The organism is Pilimelia columellifera subsp. columellifera, from assembly GCF_039532605.1.
Classification (GTDB): domain Bacteria; phylum Actinomycetota; class Actinomycetes; order Mycobacteriales; family Micromonosporaceae; genus Pilimelia; species Pilimelia columellifera.
The window spans coordinates 39,657-57,356 of record NZ_BAAARY010000001.1 but is presented as its reverse complement, the minus strand read 5'-3'; the positions used below and the strand labels follow the sequence as shown (position 1 = coordinate 57,356).

Genomic DNA, 17,700 nt, shown 5'->3' with positions numbered 1-17,700 from the left:
CCCTCCCAACGGGGTCGAGACGGGCCCAGGGGAGCGCGAGGCGGTGTGTTGTGGAATCGCCTCGCGCCCGAAACGCTGCGGTTCCGGCCCTGGGCGGCCGCTCGATCGCGAACATTGTGTCACAGGTTACCGTTCGGTAACAGCTGTGACGACGGGCTGGATGTCCGTCAGCCCGTTTGCAGCAGGAAGTTGGGGCTGTCCTCGCCCGGGTCCTGCACCTTGTCCTTCGCGGCCGCGTTCTTCAGTGCCTTGTCCAGGTCCACAGGGGTCATCTCTGGGTGCTTGGCGAGGTACATCGCGGCCACCCCCGCGGCGTGCGCGGCAGCCATCGACGTGCCGCTCGCCTTGGTGTAGGACAGGTTGTTGGCAGCGTTGGCCGTCACAATGTCCTCGCCGGGGGCGAACAGGTGGACGCAGGTGCCGAAGTTGGCGGTGCTGAGCCGGCGGTCTGACCGGTCGGTCGCGGCCACGGTGATCGCGGTGGTCTGCCGTCCGGGTGTGGTGTAGCAGCCGTCTACATTGTCATTTCCCGACGCGGCCGTGTACGCGAGGCCCTTCTCGGTCATCGCGTACAGGGCGAGGTCGATCACCGACTGGGCCGGCCCGGAGAAACTGAGGTTGAGCAGGGCGGGACGTTGGGCGTGCGCGTCCACCCAGTCGATGGCGGTCAGGATCTGCTCGCCGGTCCCGGTGCCGTCGCAGCCGAAAGTCCTTACCGACTCGATACGGACACCCTTGGCGACGCCGGTGAAGCGACCGCCGATCGTCGCGGCGACCTGGGTGCCGTGGCCGTTGCAGTCCTGGCCGCTGCGACCGGCCGAACCGGACGGGTTGAGCGCGTCGAACGCTCCGCGTGCCCGACCGCCGAACTCGAAGTGGCTCGTCCTGACGCCGGTGTCCAGCACGTACACACGTACGTTGGCGGCGTCGTTCGGGTACTTGTATGTGCGGTTGAGCGGCAGTTCGGGCTGGTCGATGCGGTCGAGGCCCCACGACGGCGGGCGCTTCTGCTCCCCGGCGACGCGGAATGTCTTGTCTGAGGTGACGGAGTCGATGCGGCCGTCCGACAGGTACTCAATGTACTGGTCCATGGTGAGGTCAACGGAGAACCCCTGCATGGCCGAGTGGTAGACGCGCCGCAGCTGCCCCCCGTACGTCCCGGTCATCTCCTGGGCGACCGCGGTCACCTTGGCCGGGTCAGCCGGGACGTCGCGCAGCGCCACGATGTAGACCGCGGTGTCGCCCTGTTGGGCGGCGCGCTGGGCGGGCGCCGCGGCCGCCGTACCGGACTGGGCGAGCGGGAGTGCGAGCGAGACGGCCAGGAGCGCGACCGTCCTCCAGTGCTTGGTGTGCATGACTTCCTTCCGGAGCGGGGAAGTGTCAGGGCTCGCACGCCAGGCGGGCCCTGACACGTCTAACGGGACATACAAACGGGTCGCCCGGCGTCGGTGGGGCCCGCCGGGCGACCCGGATCAGTCCTCGTGGGTGACGTGGCTGATCAGCGCGACGCGGGGTACTTCGTGACGACGTTGGTCAGCCAGGCACGCAGCGCATTGGCGGAGTCGAAGCCCACGGAGCGGCTGCCGTACTCCTTTTCCTTGCCGATGCTGACCAGCGCGGGAATGCCGCGGACGCTGTACTTGCGCATGATGTCCTTGTTCCGGTCGACATCGACCTTGGCAAGGATCCACGAGCCGTTGTCCTGCTCGTTGAACTTCTTCAGGTGCGGGTACTGCACCTGGCACCAGTGACACCAGGTGGCGGTGAAGTCCAGCACGACGGGCTTCGTGTTGGACATCTCCAGGACCTGCGGGAAGTTCGCCGCCGTGACATCGATGATGGTCGGGTCGGCGAACGGCACTGACGCGTCAGCCTTGGGAGCAAAGGCGGCGTTGGCGGGAGCGGCCACGGCGAGCGCGCCGGCGAGGGACAGCGCCCCCGCGAGCATTGCGATCGTACGCTTCATCATGAAACTTCCTTCCTTGTGGGGTTCATCCGGGCCTGAGCGGCCGCGGACGATTCGGTGGGCAGGCCCGCAGCCGCCCAGTCCTCGATGCCTTCGCGGTACTTGCGGACGTTCTGGTAGCCGAGCTTGAGCAGCCGCTCGCCAACCAGGCCGCTATTGCGGCAGGGGATGTTCGCGCAGTACACGACAACCGGCACGGACTTGTCGGGGAGCACGGTGGGCGCGCACGCGTCGGTGAACTCGGCGGCCTGCTCGTAGGGGAATCCGGGGATGTTGCGGGCGCCAGGAATATGTTCCTGCTCGTAGTAGGCGACGGGCATCGTGTCGACCACGACGACCGTGCCGGCCTCCATCTCGGCGGCGAGTTGGTCACGGGTGATGAGCGGGAGCACGTCAGGGTCCTTTCGTACTGGCGGTGGGGGTAGCGGGAACTGGAGGCGCCGGTTTGGTGGCGCGCCGGCCGCGCGCCACGCTCATCCGGCCGAGGATGGCGTGCACGGCGAACGCGATCACGACCGAGGTGATGGCGGCGCTGCCCAGGCCGGCGACGGCGGCGGCGCTGCCTGCGGCCCAGCTGATGAGGGCGCGGGGCGCCCAGTCCGGCGGATCCGAGGGCAGCGTGCCGGCGAGGCGAGCGGCATCCAGCGCCGGCCGGTACGTCCGCACGACGAAGTACTCGGCGATGATGATTCCGGCGACCGGCGGCGCGAGCATCCCGATCGCGGTGAGGAAACCTGCGAAGCCGTGCACGATGCCGAGCGCGGACAGCAGCGTGCCGAGCGCGCCGAGCGCGACGGTGACCGGGACACGACCGACCCGTCGTCCGGTGAGCACGTGGATCGAGTTGACCAGACCGAGCGAGGACGAGTAGAGGTTCCAGTCGTTGATCTTCAGGATCGCGGTGACCAGCACCAGCGTGCCGAGCACCCCGGACGACGAGACGACGATGCCGACCACGTCGTCGGTGCGGGCCGCGTGGGCCAGGAGCACTCCGATCAGTCCGATCAGGTACTGGCCGAGTGTCACCGAGATCAGCGTCTGCTTGACGACATCGGACGGTCGCCGGTTGAACCGGGTCATGTCCGGCGTCATGATCGCGCCGAGGATGAAAGCGCCGGAGACCAGCGTGATGCCGGCGCCGAGCGACAGCGGCGGTCCGGGCGGCGCGGAGGCGATGAGGTCGCCGAGCGAGTGGCTGCGCAGCGCGTCCACGATCGAGACCAGGGCGAGCGCGAGGAAGGCGGGGACGGCCAGGTAGCCGACCCAGGCCATGGTGCGGAACCCGTAGGTGGTGATCGCGGTGATCACGGCGCCGCCGAGCAGCGCCCAGAGCCACTCCGACGACCAGCCGGTCAGGTCGTGCATGCCCTGCGCGAACACGCCGTTCTGGACGCCGAACCAGCCTGCCAGGCTGATCGCGACGAGCATTCCGACGAGCGCTGAGCCGCGTCGTCCGAACCCGGCCCAGCGGGCGAGAACCGATGTGGAGAGACCCTCGCGGACGCCGGCGACGCCGAGCAGGATGGTGAGGATCTCCAGCAGCACGGAGCCGATGGTGATGGCGAGGACAGCGTCCCAGAACGTCATGCCGTACCCGAGAATCGCGCCCACCATGAACTGGTGGAAGGACGACACCTGGCCGAAACGCTGGACGGCTACGGAGATCCACGAACGGCGCGCGGATTCCGGGACCCGGACGAGTGAGTAGTCATCGTGCCCGACAGTCGTGGCACGGGATGTCAGCTGGTTGGTCACAGTTTCGCCTAGCTCGCACTTCCGGCGGAGGCAAGCACGTGGTCGGGGCGCTCGTCCGCTACTCCGTCGCGGACGACCAGGAATCCCTGACCGGGCTGCGGCGCCCACTCCAGCTCGCGGTCGAAGAACCTCTCCAGGAAGCGCACCCGCTGGTGGTAGGCGAACAGCGAGGTGTGCGCGCCGACGATGTAGCCGGAGCCAGCGAACAGCGGCAGCTCGGCGAGGAAGTACCGGACGCCGAGGTTGAGCTGTTCGAGCGAGGCAGGGCTGCCGTCCGCGACCTTGCCGTCGAGCACCCAGCGGGTCGCGTCCAGACACGCTTCGCGGAACGACTCGCTGAAGGAGAAGAGCCGCTCAACCTGTGCGAAAAGCTCCTGGTAGTGCGGGTTCGCGTTGAGCTGCTCCATGCCCAGCACGTGGTCACCCGGGTTCACCGGCAACGCCGCCATCGCGGTCCTGATCTTGTTGTGCGTGTACCGGGCCTGCTGGCGCGCCTTCTGCCGGGACCGGCTCGCCGAGTACCCGAGCGCCTCGAACGTGTAGGCCGTGATCTCGTCCGGGACGAAGAAGTGGAAGCTCGCGAAGCTGCCGTAGGCCCACCTGGCCAGGCTCGCCAGCCGCTCCGTGCTGAAGTAGCTGTTGAAGGGGCTGACGCCAATGCACACATGCTCGTTCTGCCGCAGCACCGCCTCGCAATCGCCGGATAGCGGTTCCATCACATAGGCCGTCATCACTGCCTCCACTCGATATCAAGGTTCGATATGGAGTGTGGGCTGCAACACATTGGCACGGTAATGCCAGCAGGGTATACCCCGTCTGCATAGCCATCGATCGCTCGTCGACGCGAACCCTCTGACCTGGGAAATCCTGAGTGACCGTACTATTTGATCTTCAGAAAGTTTTGGTGCGACGCCTCGCTTCGGTGCCCTTATCGACATTGACTTTCATCAATCACGCGCGCAGCTTCCACTAAGATCGGTCGAGTGGCCAGAGCGAAGGGGGCACACAGCGGGGAGAGCGACGCCTGTACGCGACGCGGCCCGCCACTCTGAGTGTGGCGGGCCGTCACACGGATATGAAGATTCCTGACGATCTGCTAGGCGTCACACACTGGTTGTGATCGCATCAAGAGTGACCCACCGGCCCAACCGGCCAGGCCGACCGGTCAACGCGCGGCTTCGGCGTGGCGGGGGCCGCCTGTGGTCGACCTTTGTGGGCGCGGACGGATCCTGCGATAGCTATTGTGGAGCAGAACGACGACCACGATGAAGTTCGCCACGACCAACGGGGCGTTGCTGAGGATGAGCGCCTGCACGGCCCAAAGGGTGATTCCCGGCGTGAACAACGCGAACCACAGCCACGAGAACCCGCCCGGCGGCTTGGGCGCGAAGTAGTCGAGCAGGAACGCGCTCGTGCAGAGCACGCACGCCGCCCACCCGATGACCTGCGGAGCGGACATGGTGCCCCCTGTCGAACGATCCAATGTATCCACGAGTGTCTATCTCGGGCACTCTAGTCCCCGGGCCGCGGTATGTCACGCGGGGCGCCGAACTGTCGCCGTGGGACTGGTCCACTGGACGGCGACCGGCCGCGGCGAGGGGCCGCGGCCGGTCTCGAGGCGAAACATCCTCAGGCGACCGTCCAGGTCACCGGCTGCAGGAACTTGCCCGGCTCCGGCTCCGGCCCGTACGAGACCGCCTTGGCCTGCTTGGGGTCGGGCACCTCGAAGGTGATCCAGCCCCGCTGGCAGGCGCCCGGCTGGACGGTCTGTTCCTTGTACTCCGGCGCGACCGCCTTGGCCCCGCTGACGACGCCCAGCGAGCTGACCGTGGTTCCGTCGACGAGCACCAGCGACCACGGCGCCGACGACACCGACGCGGGCTCCTGGCTCTTGTTGCAGGTCTCGACGTCGACCGCCCCGGCGCCGGCCTGTGCAGCCTTGAAGGCGTGCGCGGTGATGGCCAGGGACGTCTCGGCGATCGTCGTGGCGCTGCCGAGGGCCAACGGACCTGACGCGTCCGCCGCGTCGGCCGCGGCGGACGGAGCCGCGGCGGCTGGGGCGTCCGATGTGGTCTCGGGCTTGTCGCCGGAGCAGCCGGTGATGGTGAACGCGATCGCGGCGGTAGCGACGAGGGAGATGTTGCGGCGCATCAAGTTCCTCCGATTGTGTGGGGTGCTCAGGTCTCAACGAGCCGCCGCCCCAAGGGTCACCTCGTCAGCTCGACCACCGTTTGCTGCACCAGCCCGGCGGCGACCGCCGCTGGGACGTGTTCCCACACCCGGATCACTTTCCAGCCGGCGGCGCGCAGTTCGGCATCGACCGCTGCGTCCCTGGCCACGTTGCGTGCGATCTTCTGTTTCCAGTAGCCGGTCGGGTCCGACGGCATCCGGTGGTGGGTCGGGCAGGCGTGCCAGAAACACCCGTCGACGAAGACAGCCACCCTCGAACGGGTGAATACCACGTCGGGGCGCACCTTGCGGCTCGGCAGCACGAGGCGTAGCCCGACCCGGTAGCGCAGGCCGCGGGCGAACAACTCGCGCCGCAGCGCCAACTCCGGACGGGTGTCGGCGCTGCGGTTGGCCTTCATCGTCGCGGTCGCGGCCGACGGCGGCGGCGCGGGCGGGAGCGGCATGGGCGGCGTTGGCCGGCTCACCGGACGTCCGGGCCGGCTCACAGGTCGTCCGGGGCCGGGACGTCGCCCTCGGGCCCCTCCGGCTCGACGACGCCGCCGAGGGCCGCGAAGCGGGCGCCGGCGAGCCGTTGTAGCCGGATGGTCTGGGTGAGCAGAGTGCGCCGCAGCCCCGTCGACACCTTGCGTTCGCTGATGTTCCGGGCCAACATCGCCATGGTCTGCGCCCGTCTGGCGATCCGAACATCGGGGTGGGCGCGGTCCGGGAAGATCTCGTCGGGGATGATCGTGCCCCGGACGGGCTCGGGCAACGGCATCGCCCGCCCGGGGGCGATGGCGCCCTCGTTGAGGATGGCGTCATAGGCGCTCTCGCTGATGAGCTTGTCGTATACCGTCCGCTCGTAGGGGTCGAGTTTTGCCTTGCGGGCCGCGGACGGCAGGTCGCCGATGTGCGGCAGCGACCACAGCGCCACGTCGCAGACCTCGAACGGGTCGAGAACGTACTTGGCGACCGCGTCCGAGCGTTGGCCGGTGAGGTGTCGACCGAGCCGGTTGCTGAATCCCTCGGCGGTCTGGCCTACGTAGACGGGCTCGTCGTCGTAGTCGTAGAAGGCGTAGATGCCGGCGCGGGCCTGGCCGATGGTCTGGGTGGGTCGCTGCGGGTCGGGACGGCTCAGCAATGTCCTGATGGCGTCGCGGATCGCGCGGACCTCCCGGGGCAGCTGGGTGGTCGCCATGTCGATGGACCGCCACAGCTCCACGTCGCTGTCCTTCCTGTCGGGCGGCGTCGGCCCGGGCCGCGGGCCGCCGTCAGGCCGCCGTCGGCTCGGGCCGCAGCGTCGGCACCAGGTAATGCTCGCCGATCCACCGGACGACGTCCACCACGACCGCGTCGCCGAAGCCGAACAGCGCCTGGTTCGGGGTGCCGGCCCTGAGCTGGTACTCCCCGGCGCCCATCAGCCGGGCGTACTCCAACGGTGTCATCCACCGGATGCGCAGCTCGCCGCGCCCGGTCTCGACGAGCGCCTGTTTGCTGGATCCGCCGCCGGTGGTGCGCAGGCAGCCTGCGATGGCGTCGCGGCGCAGCTCCCAGGTGGCGACGCCGCCGCGGGTGCGCCGGTAGGCGGTCCGCCAACGCGGCGTCGTGTCGTAGCGTAGGCCGGCGAGACGCTCGGTCTGCAGCTCGCTGAGCGAGGCCTCGAACGCGGTCACCCGCTCCGGCCCCCACCAGGCCGGGTGGTCGGCCGGGAGGCGTTCGACGACGCTGGTGAGATCAGCGGGCCCGGTTGGCAGGTCAGGCAGGCGTAGGTGGTGCATCCGCAGGCGCTGGTGCCGTTCGTGGACCCTGACGACCCACTCGGGACGGGCGTCGCTGACCGGGGGGACGCCCACGTCGGCGCCCTTGGGCAGGTCGCCGCGGACGCCCACGATGAACATCCGGGGCCGGGACTGTGGCACGAAGTGGCGTGCGTCGATCGCCAGCACATCGCTGGAGTATCCGAGCTGGTTGAGCCGGGCGAGCGCCTCGGCGAGGTCCCGGCCGCCGTGGCTGGTGGCGAAGCCGTGGACGTTCTCCAGCAGCACTACCCGGGGGGCCGCCCCGCCCAGCTCGTCGAGGACGCGGGCGAACTCCCAGAACATGCCGGACTGGGCGCCGCCGAGGCCGAGCCGGTTGCCGGCAAGGGAAAGGTCGACGCAGGGGAAGCTGCTGGTGGCCAGCTCGATGCCGGGGGGCAGATCGGCGGCCGTGACCTGGCGCACGTCCCGCAGGTCGAAGTGGTCGGCGCTGTGGTTGGCGGCGTACGCGTCGCGCTTGGCCCGTTCGATGTCGTTGGCCCAGGCGACCTCGACCCCCAGCGGCTCCAGCGCCGCCCGGACCAGTCCGATGCCGGCGAAGAACTCAGCGGTGCGGATCGGCGTCGGGCGCGCCGCGCCGCTGGTCGGTGCCTGTGCCACGTTCTCTCCCTCGACCCGCTCTCGCCGTCTGGCCAGCCTAACGGTGACCTCCGACGCCGACCGCCCCGGACGCGCGGCACGCCTGACCCGACGGTGCGGTGGGCTGCGCAACGGCCCGCCCGGACGTTTCAGGGATCGGACGTCCGCGCCGCCCAGGCGGCTTCCTCGGCCTCCTTGCGGGCCAGGCCGTCGCGGCCGTCGTAGCGGCGGAACCGGGGCAGCGCCAACGCCAGGGCGGCCGTCCCGGCGACGCAGAGCACCCCGCCGGCGACGATCGAGCCGCTGACGCCCGTCCACTTGGCCATGAGACCGGCGCGGGTGTGACCGAGCAGCGGGCCGGTCGTGTAGGAGATCATTTCGATGCCGGCGAGCCGGCCGCGCAGGTGGTCGGGGATCGTCTGGTTCCAGATGGTCATACGGAAGAGCCCGGAGACCATGTCGGCGGCGCCGGCGAAGGCGAGGCAGGCGACGGTGACCCAGAGCAGCTCGGTCAGCCCCGCGCCGATGATGCCGACGCCCCAGCCGCCGGCGGCGAGCAGGACCATGAGCCCGTGCCGGCGCACCCGCCCGGTCCAGCCCGAGGTGAGGGTGGCCAGCAGCGAGCCGATCGCCGGCGCGGCGTAGAGCAGCCCGAGCACTTTCGGCCCGCCCATCTTGTCGGCCAGGAACGGGTACAGCGCGGATGGCATCCCCCAGAACATGGCGTTGATATCGACCAGGTACGAACCGAGCAGCTCCGGCCGACTGCCGGCGTACCGCAGCCCGATGACCACCGCTCGCAGCGACGGGCGCTCGGCGTCCGGCGGTGGCGGGACCGCCCGCATGAGCAGGAGCAGCAGCAGCGAGACGGCGAAGGTGGCCAGGTCGATCGCGTACACCCAGACCAGGTCGGCGCCGGCGATGAGCAGACCGGCGATGCCGGGGCCGGCCAGGCTGGCGATCTGCATCCGTAGGGAGTTCAGCGCGCTGCTGGCCGGGATCTGCTCGGGGGTCACCACCCGTGGGGTGAGGCCCTCCATCGCCGGTCGTTGCAGGCCGTCGACGGCGGCGGTGAGACCGGCGACCACGTACAGCAGCCACAGGTGCGGGGTGTCGGAGATCGCGTTGACCAGCAGGACGCCGGTGAGCGCGGTGAGCGCCAGTTCGCCCCCGACGACCAGCAACCGCCGGTCGAGGTAGTCGGCGAGGGCGCCGCCCACGAACGCCATGAGCAGCAACGGAGCCAGCTCGGTCAGCCCCAGCAGGCCCACCATCAGCGGGTCGTCCGTGATCCGCGCGACCTGGTAGGGAACCGTCACATAGGTGATGAACGATCCCAGGCCGGAGATGGACGAGGCGCCGAACAGCAGCCGGAACTCACGGGAGGTCCGCAGCGGGGCGAGGTCCAGGGTCAGCCGCCGGCGCCGTTGAGATGTCACGTACGGTGATGCTGCCGGACGAGTCTCCCGGCGTCGAGTCGAATCCCGCCAGCGCCCGTGGCCGTGGCCCATGGACGTCGCGGCGAGGGGAGTGGCATGAACACTGTCGATCCGTTGGCAACGCCGTCCGGCGCCGCACTGACGCCCCGGCAGCTCAAGATGCTCATGGGCGGGCTGATGACCGGCATGTTGCTGGCCGCCCTCGACCAGACGATCGTCGGCACCGCGCTGCCGACCATCGTCGGGGTGCTCGGCGGCCTCAACCACTACTCGTGGGTGGTCACCGCGTACCTGCTGGCCTCGACGGCCTCGACGCCGCTCTACGGCAAGATCTCCGACCTGTACGGGCGTCGCCCGGTGTTCCTGTTCGCGATCGTGACGTTCCTGATCGGGTCGCTGCTGGCCGGTCTGGCGCAGGACATGACCCAGCTCATCGTCACCCGGGGCATCCAGGGCGTCGGCGCCGGCGGCCTGATGACCCTGGCCTTCACGATCATCTCGGACGTGGTGTCACCGCGCGAGCGCGCCCGCTACCAGGGCGTCTTCGGGGCGGTGTTCGGTCTGTCGTCAGTAGCCGGGCCGCTCATCGGCGGCTACTTCGCCGAGCACAACTGGCGTTGGATCTTCTTCATCAACCTGCCGCTGGGCATCCTGGCGATCGTCGTCTGCTACCACGTCATGCGGCTGATCCCGTTCCAGCGGCGGCCGCACTCGATCGACTGGCTGGGCGCGGCCGTGCTGGTGGCCGGGGTGAGCAGCATCCTGCTGGCGCTGTCGTGGGGCGGCAACGAGCACCCGTGGGGCTCCCCGGTGATCGTCGGCCTGTTCGGCGCGGGGGCGGCGCTGGCGGCGCTGTTCATCTGGCAGGAGCGTCGGGTCGCGGAGCCGATCCTGCCGCTGTACCTGTTCCGCAACCGCACCTTCACGCTGGCCAACATCGCCGGTTTCGTCTTCGGCCTGGTCATGTTCGGCTCGATCATCTTCATTCCGCTGTACCTGCAGATCGTCAAGGGCGCCTCGCCGACCCGCAGCGGCATGCTCATGCTGCCGATGATGGCCGGCATCATCATCACCTCGCTGCTGGCCGGTCGGGCGATGAGCCGGATCGGCCGGTACAAGTGGTTCCCGGTCGCCGGCAGCGTCGTGCTCGTCACCGGGCTGTTGCTGTTCTCCCGGCTGGAGGTGTCCAGCTCGATGGGGGTGGCGTTCGTCTACATGGTGATCGTCGGCGTCGGGATGGGACTGTGCATGCAGGCGCTGATCCTGGGTGTGCAGAACTCCGTCGAGTCGCGGGATCTTGGCGCGGCCACCTCGTCGGCGACGTTCTTCCGGTCCATGGGCGGCTCGTTCGGCGTGGCGATCCTCGGCGCGGTGCTCGCCGCCGAGCTGGGGCGCAGTATCGGTACCCGGCTGACGGCCGCGTTGGCGCAGGTCCCGCCGGAGTTGGCGGCGCAGTTCGACGCCAGCGACTTCTCGATCAACGAGCCGGCCCGGGTGCTGGAGTTGCCGGCCCCGATCAGGGAGGCGGTCCAGTTCGCCTTCGTCGATTCGCTACAGACCGTCTTCACCGTCACCGGCCTGCTCGCGGTCATCGCCTTCGTGGTCACGCTTCTCATGCCCGACGAGGTGCTGCGCGGCCCGTCGCTGGTGAAGGAGTCGCCGGACGAGGCCGCCGCTGACATGGAGGCCCAGTCCCAGACGATGCTGTGAGCGTCGGTCAGGCGGTCTTTCGGGTCCGTTTGGCCGGCTTCTGGGTCTTGGTCTTGGCTGGCTTGTCGGCCTTAGCCGGTTTGTCGCCAAGCGTCTCTGTGGGCTCCACAGCGGGCTTCTCAACGGGTGGGTCGGCGACCCGAAGCTGGGCCGTCGACTTGGCCGCGCCGGTGGTCTTCTTCGGCGTCCGTCGTCGTGACGCCGCCGGGCCGTCCTCGCCGCGCGCGGCCTTGGCCCGTTCCACCGACGCCTTCAGTGCCGCCATGAGGTCGATCGCCGGCGCCGGGGCGCCCTCCGGCTCAGCCGGGGCGACGACCTCCCGACCGGCGACCTTCGCGTCGATGACCTCCTGGAGCGCCGTCCGGTAGTCGTCGGTGAACTCGTCGGGTTGGAAGTCGCCGACCATCGACTCGATGAGCGAGTTGGCCATCGCCACCTCCTGCGGGCGCACCGGAAGATCCTCGTCGAGGAAGCCGAATGACGGGGCGCGGATCTCGTCGGGCCACAGCATCGTGTTGAGGACCAGCACGTCGTCGCGGACCCGCAGGGTGGCGAGTTGTTCGCGCTGCCGCAGCGCCACCTTGACGATCGCCACCCGTTCGGAGCCGGCGAGCGCGTCCCGCAGCAGCACGTACGGTTTGGCGCCGACCTTGTCCGGTTCCAGGTAGTACGCCTTGGCGTACAGGATCGGGTCGATCTGGGCGGCCGGCACGAACTCCAGGACGTCGATGGCGCGGGAGGTGGTGAGGGGCAGCTCGGCGAAGTCGTCGTCGGTGAGCACGACGATCTCGCCGCCGCCCAGGTCGTAGCCCTTGGCGATGTCGTCGTACGTGACGACCTCCCCGCACACCTCGCAGGTCCGCTTGTACCGGATGCGGCCGCCGTCGCCGCGGTGCACCTGATGGAACCGGATGTCCTTTTCCTCGGTGGCGGAGTACAGCTTCACCCCGATCGAGACCAGCCCGAACGAGACGGCGCCTTTCCAGATCGCCCGCATGCTTCGCACTCCTCACCCGTCAACCGATGTCTAGCATGGGCAGAATGTCTGGGATGCCGGTTCGGCCGATGCTGGCTAGCTCCGGCCCGCTGCCGACCGGCCCGGACTGGGCGTACGAGTTCAAATGGGATGGCGTGCGCGCGATCGCCTCGCGCGCCGCCGACGGGCTGCGGCTGTTCGCCCGCACCGGCGCGGAGATCACCGCCGCCTACCCGGAGGTGCTACCCCTGGCCGGGCAGCTGGAACCCGGCACCGTCCTCGACGGGGAGATCGTCCTCCTGGACGCCGCCGGCCGGCCGTCCTTCGTCGCGCTGGGCGAACGCATGCACGTCCGCGACCGGGCCAGGGCGGCGGCGCTCGCGGCCGGCAGCCCGGTCACGTACATGATCTTCGACCTTCTTCACGACGCCGACGCCGACGCCGACGCCGACGCCACCGGCCAGCCCTGGCATCGGCGACGCGCCCGCCTCGAACAACTGCGCCTCGGCGGACCCAACTGGGTGGTGCCGCCGGTGTTCACCGACGGCCCGGCGACCCTGGCCGCCGCCCGAGAGCATGACCTCGAAGGCGTCATGGCCAAGCGCGTCACCGCCGCCTACCGCCCCGGCCAGCGCACCCGGGACTGGGTGAAAGTGAAGTTCGTCCGGTCGGCGGACCTGGTCGTCGGCGGCTGGCGGCCGGGCGCCCGCGCCATCGGCGGCCTGCTCGTCGGCGTCCCGACCGCGGGGGGTCTCCGGTACCGGGGCCGGGTCGGGGGCGGCATCAGCGCGGCCGCCGAACGGGCGCTGCTCACCGCTCTGGAACCGCTACTCGCTCCGACCGACCCGTTCGCCGACGTGCCCCGGGACGTCGCCGCCGGGGCGGTCTGGGTGCGGCCGGAGGTCGTCGTCGAGGTCCGGTACGGCCAGCTCACTCCGGACGGACGCCTCCGCTTCCCGTCGTTCCTGCGGATCCGCCCCGACGTCCCGGCGGCGGCAGTCGTAGAGCCGGAGGAGACGGCATGAGCCGGATCAAGGTCACCGTCGACGGCCGCGAGCTGGAGCTGTCGAACCTCGACAAGGTTCTGTATCCGGCCGTCGGCTTCACTAAGGGCGAGGTGATCAGTTACTACACGCACATCGCCGAGGTCATGCTGCCGCACCTGCGGGACCGGCCGGTGACCCGCATCCGGTACCCGAACGGCGTCGAAGCGCCCTCGTTCTTCGAGAAGAACGCCCCCACCGCCACCCCCGACTGGGTGCGGACCGAAACCCTGCCCGCGCCCGGCTCCACCAAGGGCGCCACCACCCTCGACTACATCGTCGCCGACGACCTGCCCACCCTCGTCTGGCTGGCGAACCTGGCCGCCATCGAACTGCACACTCCTCAGTGGCGGGTTGGCCACGACCCGGACCTGCTGGTCATCGACCTGGACCCCGGCCCGCCCGCCGGCCTGGTGGAATGCTGCGAGGTGGCGTTGTGGGCGCGGGACCTGCTCGTCGCCGACGGGCTCGACCCGCTGCCGAAGACATCCGGGAAGAAAGGCATGCAGATGTCCTGCGCGATCTCCGGCGAACAGGGCGCCGACGTGGTCTCCGGGTATGTGCGTCAACTGGCCGAACTGCTCGCCAAGCGCCACCCGGCCAAGGTGACCGCGGTGATGGCGAGGCGGCACCGCCCCGGGAAGGTGTTCCTGGACTGGAGCCAGAACAACGCCGCCAAGACGACGGTGACGCCGTACTCGCTGCGGGCCGGAGCCACTCCCACCGCGTCGGCGCCGCTGACGTGGGACGAGGTGGCGGCGGCGGCCTGGTCCGGCGGTGCCGCCCGGCAACTGCGGCCCGACGAAGTTCTGGCCCGGGTCGCCGACCAGGGAGATCTGTGGTCCCCGCTGCTGCGTCCTGGGCCGCGCCTGTAGGGCCTTTGCGATTCTGGTCTCCGCCCGAAGCCCGGTTTCCTTCACTGGGCTCGTGCATGGACAATCGGTCGTCCGACTGTGCCGAACTGCGGGGGCCGTGGTCAATGTCCTTCAACGGGTTTATTTCGTACAGTCATGCGGCTGACGGGCGACTTGCGCCGATGATCCAGCGAGGTCTGCACCGGTTGGCGAAGCCGTGGCATCGACGCCGGGCGCTATGGATCTTTCGGGATCAGACCGGACTGGCGGTGACGCCCGGCCTGTGGTCATCCATTCAGGATGCACTGGATAAATCCCACTATTTCGTCTTGTTGGCATCGCCGGCAGCAGCCAACTCGGTGTGGGTGAACCGAGAGATCGAGCACTGGACGACCACTAAATCGGCCGACCGGATTCTCCCGGTCGTCACCGACGGCCACTGGGAGTGGGACGAGACGCGCGGCGACTTCACCGACGACTCCACCGCCGTGCCGGCTGCCTTACGCGGGGTGTTCACCGAGGAGCCGCTGTTCCTGGATTTGAGATGGACGCGCAAAGAGCAGCATCTGAGCCTTCGGCATCCCCGGTTCCGGGATGCCATCGCTCAGCTCGCCGCGCCCATGCACGGGGTGAGCAAGGACGAGCTTGCAGGCGAGGACGTTCGGCAGCACCGGCGGATGCGTCGGCTCCGGTCGGTGGGGGTCACAGCGCTGCTGGTGCTCGGGTTCGTGGCGTCGCTGGCGGGGCTGCTGGCGGCACGCAACGGCGAGCGGGCGACCGCCGCGATGCAAGAGACGCGCAGGCAGGAGGAACTGGCGTCGGAGCAGCGAGCGAACACTGAGCGGTTCGCGCAGGAGGCTCAGCGCCAGCAAAGCAACGCCAACCAGCAGGAATCCCGGGCGAGTGATGCCGCGGCGCAGACCCAACGGGAGCAGCGGCTCGCGCTGCAGCAGCGTGAGTTGGCCAAGCGCGCGTCGGCGGAGGCGGCCCGGCAGGAAGCCAACGCGCGGCGACAGGAGCAGTTCGCAGCCTGGTCCGCTGCTCGGGCGCGAGATCAGCAACAGTTGGCCGACAAGGCGGCCAGGGAAGCAGCGCGTCAGCAGAAGATCGCCGAGGAGCAGCAACAGTTGGCCAAGAAGGCCGCTGTGGAGGCAGGGCGGCAGAAAGCGAACGCAGATCGCCAGCAGCGGCTCGCCATCGGGCGCCGGCTGACGAGCGAGGCCAAGGCGATTATCGGATCAGACCCGAGGACTGCCTTGATGATTGGCCTCGCCGCCCGCGATATCCAAGCAGGCGATATCCAAGCGGGTGCTGAACTTGTCAGCCTCATGACATCGACCCACTATATCGGAACAGTCGACGACGCCTTAATGGCTGGCACCGCCGCCAATAACATTATGGTGACCTGTAATCAGAACGGGTCTGTGTCTTTATCGACTCTAAAACACCTACAGATGCCTACGCCACTGACCACATTTGACGGGGGCTGTGGATATAGTACGCCTGATTCCTTGGACATCAGTCCGGACGGACGAACGCTTGCCGTCATCCGAGAAGGCGGGGTTCTCCTATGGGATACATCCAACCCCCTTCTTCCCATCAGGCTGGCCCCGCTGGCTCGGTCTTCAGGTGATGACCAGATAGCTCATACGACTTTCAGTCCGGACGGGCGTTTCGTGGCTACCGTGAGCTGGCGTGGGAGAGTAATGTTCTGGGACCTGACCGACAGAGCCCAACCAAGGCAACTTCCACCTCTGCCGGCCGGACCCTCAGGGGCGGAGACTATAGTCTTCAGCCCGGACGGGCGCACTATAGCTTCTATCGGTAGGTCTGAAGACGTTACTTTGTGGGACGTCCGCGAACCGAGTCGGCCGATTCGTCTCTATCAACTAAGTGAGAAGTCTTCCCAGGCTTCTTTCAACGCGAACGGCAGTGCTCTGGCCACTGCAAATGGCAGGGGCGCCGTGACGCTTTGGGATGTCACGAACCGTGCTCTCCCTAAACGGCAGGCGGATTTGACAGGCAGCCTCTCTGGGTGGATTGCCGCGATTGCCTTTAGTCCAGACGGAAACCTGCTTGCAGCGGGCGACGACGACGGGACGGTAGCGTTGTGGGATCTCGTGAACTCGGCAGATCCCGTAATACTTTCCATGGGTCGCAAAGTTGGCATTATCCAGCGTGCTAACTTCAGCTCGGATGGCCGGACTCTGATCACCGGAGGGTACAGGGAACCACTTACTCTCTGGAACGTTTCGGATTTTCGTGGCGTTCCAGCTACGCGCGCTGAGCTCGCTCATGGCGGCAAACCGTTGATCGCAGCGGCGTACCACCAGAGCGGGCGTTCATTGACCACGGCTGATCAAGATGGCGGTGTGACATTCTGGGACATAGCAAATCCCGTGCGGCGCGATCGGCGGCGGATATTTCCCACCGATAAGCCCGTAACTGAGGCGATTGCCTTCAGTAAAGACGGAGGCAGAATGGCGATTCCCGGTAAAATGGGAGTCATATTCTGGGATCTCACAGACCAGGCTCGTCCATATCGCGTTGCCACCCTCTCAGCTCTCAGAACACCTAACTACCTGGCGTTTAACGCGAATGGACAAACCGTGGCGGCCAGCTACGGCCTTTGGACCGAACTGTGGAACATCAGCAATATTTCCGTTCCAATTCGGGTAGCCAGGTTTAAGCACAACGACTGGGTAAGATCGATGGCCTTCAGTCCAGATGGCCGCACCGTAGCTGTGGCGACTTCCGATCGCACCGTTGTGATGTGGGATTTGACGAATCCGACTAGCCCCACTCCGGTCGCGAGTCTGACTGGCTATAGCGATTGGGTTGGAGCGCTAGCCTTCAATCAGGACGGGCAGACTTTGGCAACAGGAACCGTCGGCCGCGCAATGGTGATTTGGGATGTGACCGATCGGGGAAAGCCAACACAGCTGGTCGCTCTCAAGCGCAGCGATCTCCAGACTTACTACATGGCATTTGGCGCGGACCGGAACGTGTTGGTTGCCGGCGGATTCTATGGTCCCTCGGATTCAGGATCTATCACCCTCTGGGATTATGCAGAGCTGAACAAACTCCGGGCTGACCCGGCTATGCACGCCTGTACCAGCGTTGGCCGTGGACTTACAGCTGCTGAATGGAGACGTTTTGTCCCTGAGTTTCCGTACCGCCCGACGTGTGGCGGGTGACGGTGTCGGCAGATCTGGCCGCTATTGAGCTGCATTACCTTCGTAGTGGCAGGTCGGGGCCAAGGCTCCGGCAAAGCCGGCTCGGCGCGCCCGATAAGTCATATTCGACCGAATGACAATCCGTCTTGAGGTGGCCCGCGCCCCCTGCTCTGGGACACTCAGGCCCCTTGCGCACAGCGATACCCGGCGGCGGGA

The 17,700-nt window shown here is 68.0% G+C and carries 16 protein-coding genes; 4 read left to right on the top strand and 12 right to left on the bottom strand.

Translation table 11 applies throughout. The features are described from left to right. Positions 1-167: 167 nt before the first annotated feature. From ABD287_RS00280 to ABD287_RS00230, 11 genes are all read right to left on the bottom strand, one after another. Complete coding sequence (locus ABD287_RS00280) at positions 168-1,355, bottom strand: S8 family peptidase (protein WP_344166570.1); 1,188 nt, start codon at positions 1,353-1,355, stop codon at positions 168-170. 143 nt (positions 1,356-1,498) lie between these two features. Beyond that, positions 1,499-1,969, bottom strand: coding sequence for a thioredoxin family protein (locus tag ABD287_RS00275; RefSeq protein WP_344166568.1), 471 nt, complete (start codon positions 1,967-1,969; stop codon positions 1,499-1,501). Further along, positions 1,966-2,358 carry a rhodanese-like domain-containing protein gene (locus ABD287_RS00270; RefSeq protein ID WP_344166566.1) on the bottom strand — a complete coding sequence of 131 codons (393 nt, stop codon included), beginning with the start codon at positions 2,356-2,358 and terminating at the stop codon, positions 1,966-1,968. Before ABD287_RS00270 ends, ABD287_RS00275 begins: the two co-directional genes overlap by 4 nt. 1 nt (position 2,359) lies before the next feature. Beyond that, the gene (locus ABD287_RS00265; protein ID WP_344166564.1) at positions 2,360-3,721 is read right to left on the bottom strand and encodes a purine-cytosine permease family protein; all 1,362 of its coding nucleotides are present in this window, start codon (positions 3,719-3,721) and stop codon (positions 2,360-2,362) included. Between the two features lie 8 nt (positions 3,722-3,729). Beyond that, on the bottom strand, positions 3,730-4,452 hold the full coding sequence (locus tag ABD287_RS00260) for a tRNA-dependent cyclodipeptide synthase (RefSeq protein WP_344166562.1): 723 nt from the start codon (positions 4,450-4,452) through the stop codon (positions 3,730-3,732). 434 nt (positions 4,453-4,886) lie between these two features. Next, positions 4,887-5,180 carry a hypothetical protein gene (locus ABD287_RS00255; protein WP_344166560.1) on the bottom strand — a complete coding sequence of 98 codons (294 nt, stop codon included), beginning with the start codon at positions 5,178-5,180 and terminating at the stop codon, positions 4,887-4,889. A 170-nt stretch (positions 5,181-5,350) separates the two neighbouring features. Further along, positions 5,351-5,872 (bottom strand): DUF4352 domain-containing protein, encoded by a 522-nt coding sequence (locus tag ABD287_RS00250; protein ID WP_344166558.1) that lies wholly within the window; start codon positions 5,870-5,872, stop codon positions 5,351-5,353. Between the two features lie 56 nt (positions 5,873-5,928). Continuing rightward, complete coding sequence (locus ABD287_RS00245) at positions 5,929-6,354, bottom strand: very short patch repair endonuclease (RefSeq protein ID WP_344166556.1); 426 nt, start codon at positions 6,352-6,354, stop codon at positions 5,929-5,931. A gap of 38 nt (positions 6,355-6,392) precedes the next feature. Further along, positions 6,393-7,112 (bottom strand): GIY-YIG nuclease family protein, encoded by a 720-nt coding sequence (locus ABD287_RS00240; protein WP_344166554.1) that lies wholly within the window; start codon positions 7,110-7,112, stop codon positions 6,393-6,395. 49 nt (positions 7,113-7,161) lie between these two features. Continuing rightward, positions 7,162-8,307 (bottom strand): DNA cytosine methyltransferase, encoded by a 1,146-nt coding sequence (locus tag ABD287_RS00235; protein ID WP_344166552.1) that lies wholly within the window; start codon positions 8,305-8,307, stop codon positions 7,162-7,164. Positions 8,308-8,435: 128 nt separating this feature from the next. After that, positions 8,436-9,725: an MFS transporter gene (locus ABD287_RS00230; protein WP_344166550.1), complete on the bottom strand. Its 1,290-nt coding sequence runs from the start codon at positions 9,723-9,725 to the stop codon at positions 8,436-8,438. Between the two features lie 96 nt (positions 9,726-9,821). Between ABD287_RS00230 and ABD287_RS00225 the strand changes: the two genes are divergently transcribed. Beyond that, positions 9,822-11,435: an MDR family MFS transporter gene (locus ABD287_RS00225; protein ID WP_344166548.1), complete on the top strand. Its 1,614-nt coding sequence runs from the start codon at positions 9,822-9,824 to the stop codon at positions 11,433-11,435. A gap of 7 nt (positions 11,436-11,442) precedes the next feature. On the opposite strand, the gene ku is transcribed toward ABD287_RS00225, so the two are convergent. Beyond that, complete coding sequence (gene ku, locus ABD287_RS00220; protein WP_344166546.1) at positions 11,443-12,432, bottom strand: non-homologous end joining protein Ku; 990 nt, start codon at positions 12,430-12,432, stop codon at positions 11,443-11,445. A 44-nt stretch (positions 12,433-12,476) separates the two neighbouring features. Here ku and ligD (ABD287_RS00215) point away from each other — a divergent pair, with 44 nt between their 5' ends. The 3 genes from ligD (ABD287_RS00215) to ABD287_RS00205 are packed head-to-tail and all read left to right on the top strand — an operon-like array spanning position 12,477 to position 17,505. Next, positions 12,477-13,436 carry a non-homologous end-joining DNA ligase gene (ligD, locus tag ABD287_RS00215; protein WP_344166544.1) on the top strand — a complete coding sequence of 320 codons (960 nt, stop codon included), beginning with the start codon at positions 12,477-12,479 and terminating at the stop codon, positions 13,434-13,436. Beyond that, positions 13,433-14,329 carry a non-homologous end-joining DNA ligase gene (ligD, locus tag ABD287_RS00210; RefSeq protein WP_344166543.1) on the top strand — a complete coding sequence of 299 codons (897 nt, stop codon included), beginning with the start codon at positions 13,433-13,435 and terminating at the stop codon, positions 14,327-14,329. Before ligD (ABD287_RS00215) ends, ligD (ABD287_RS00210) begins: the two co-directional genes overlap by 4 nt. 56 nt (positions 14,330-14,385) lie before the next feature. After that, complete coding sequence (locus ABD287_RS00205; protein ID WP_344166541.1) at positions 14,386-17,505, top strand: TIR domain-containing protein; 3,120 nt, start codon at positions 14,386-14,388, stop codon at positions 17,503-17,505. The last annotated feature ends 195 nt before the right edge of the window (positions 17,506-17,700 follow it).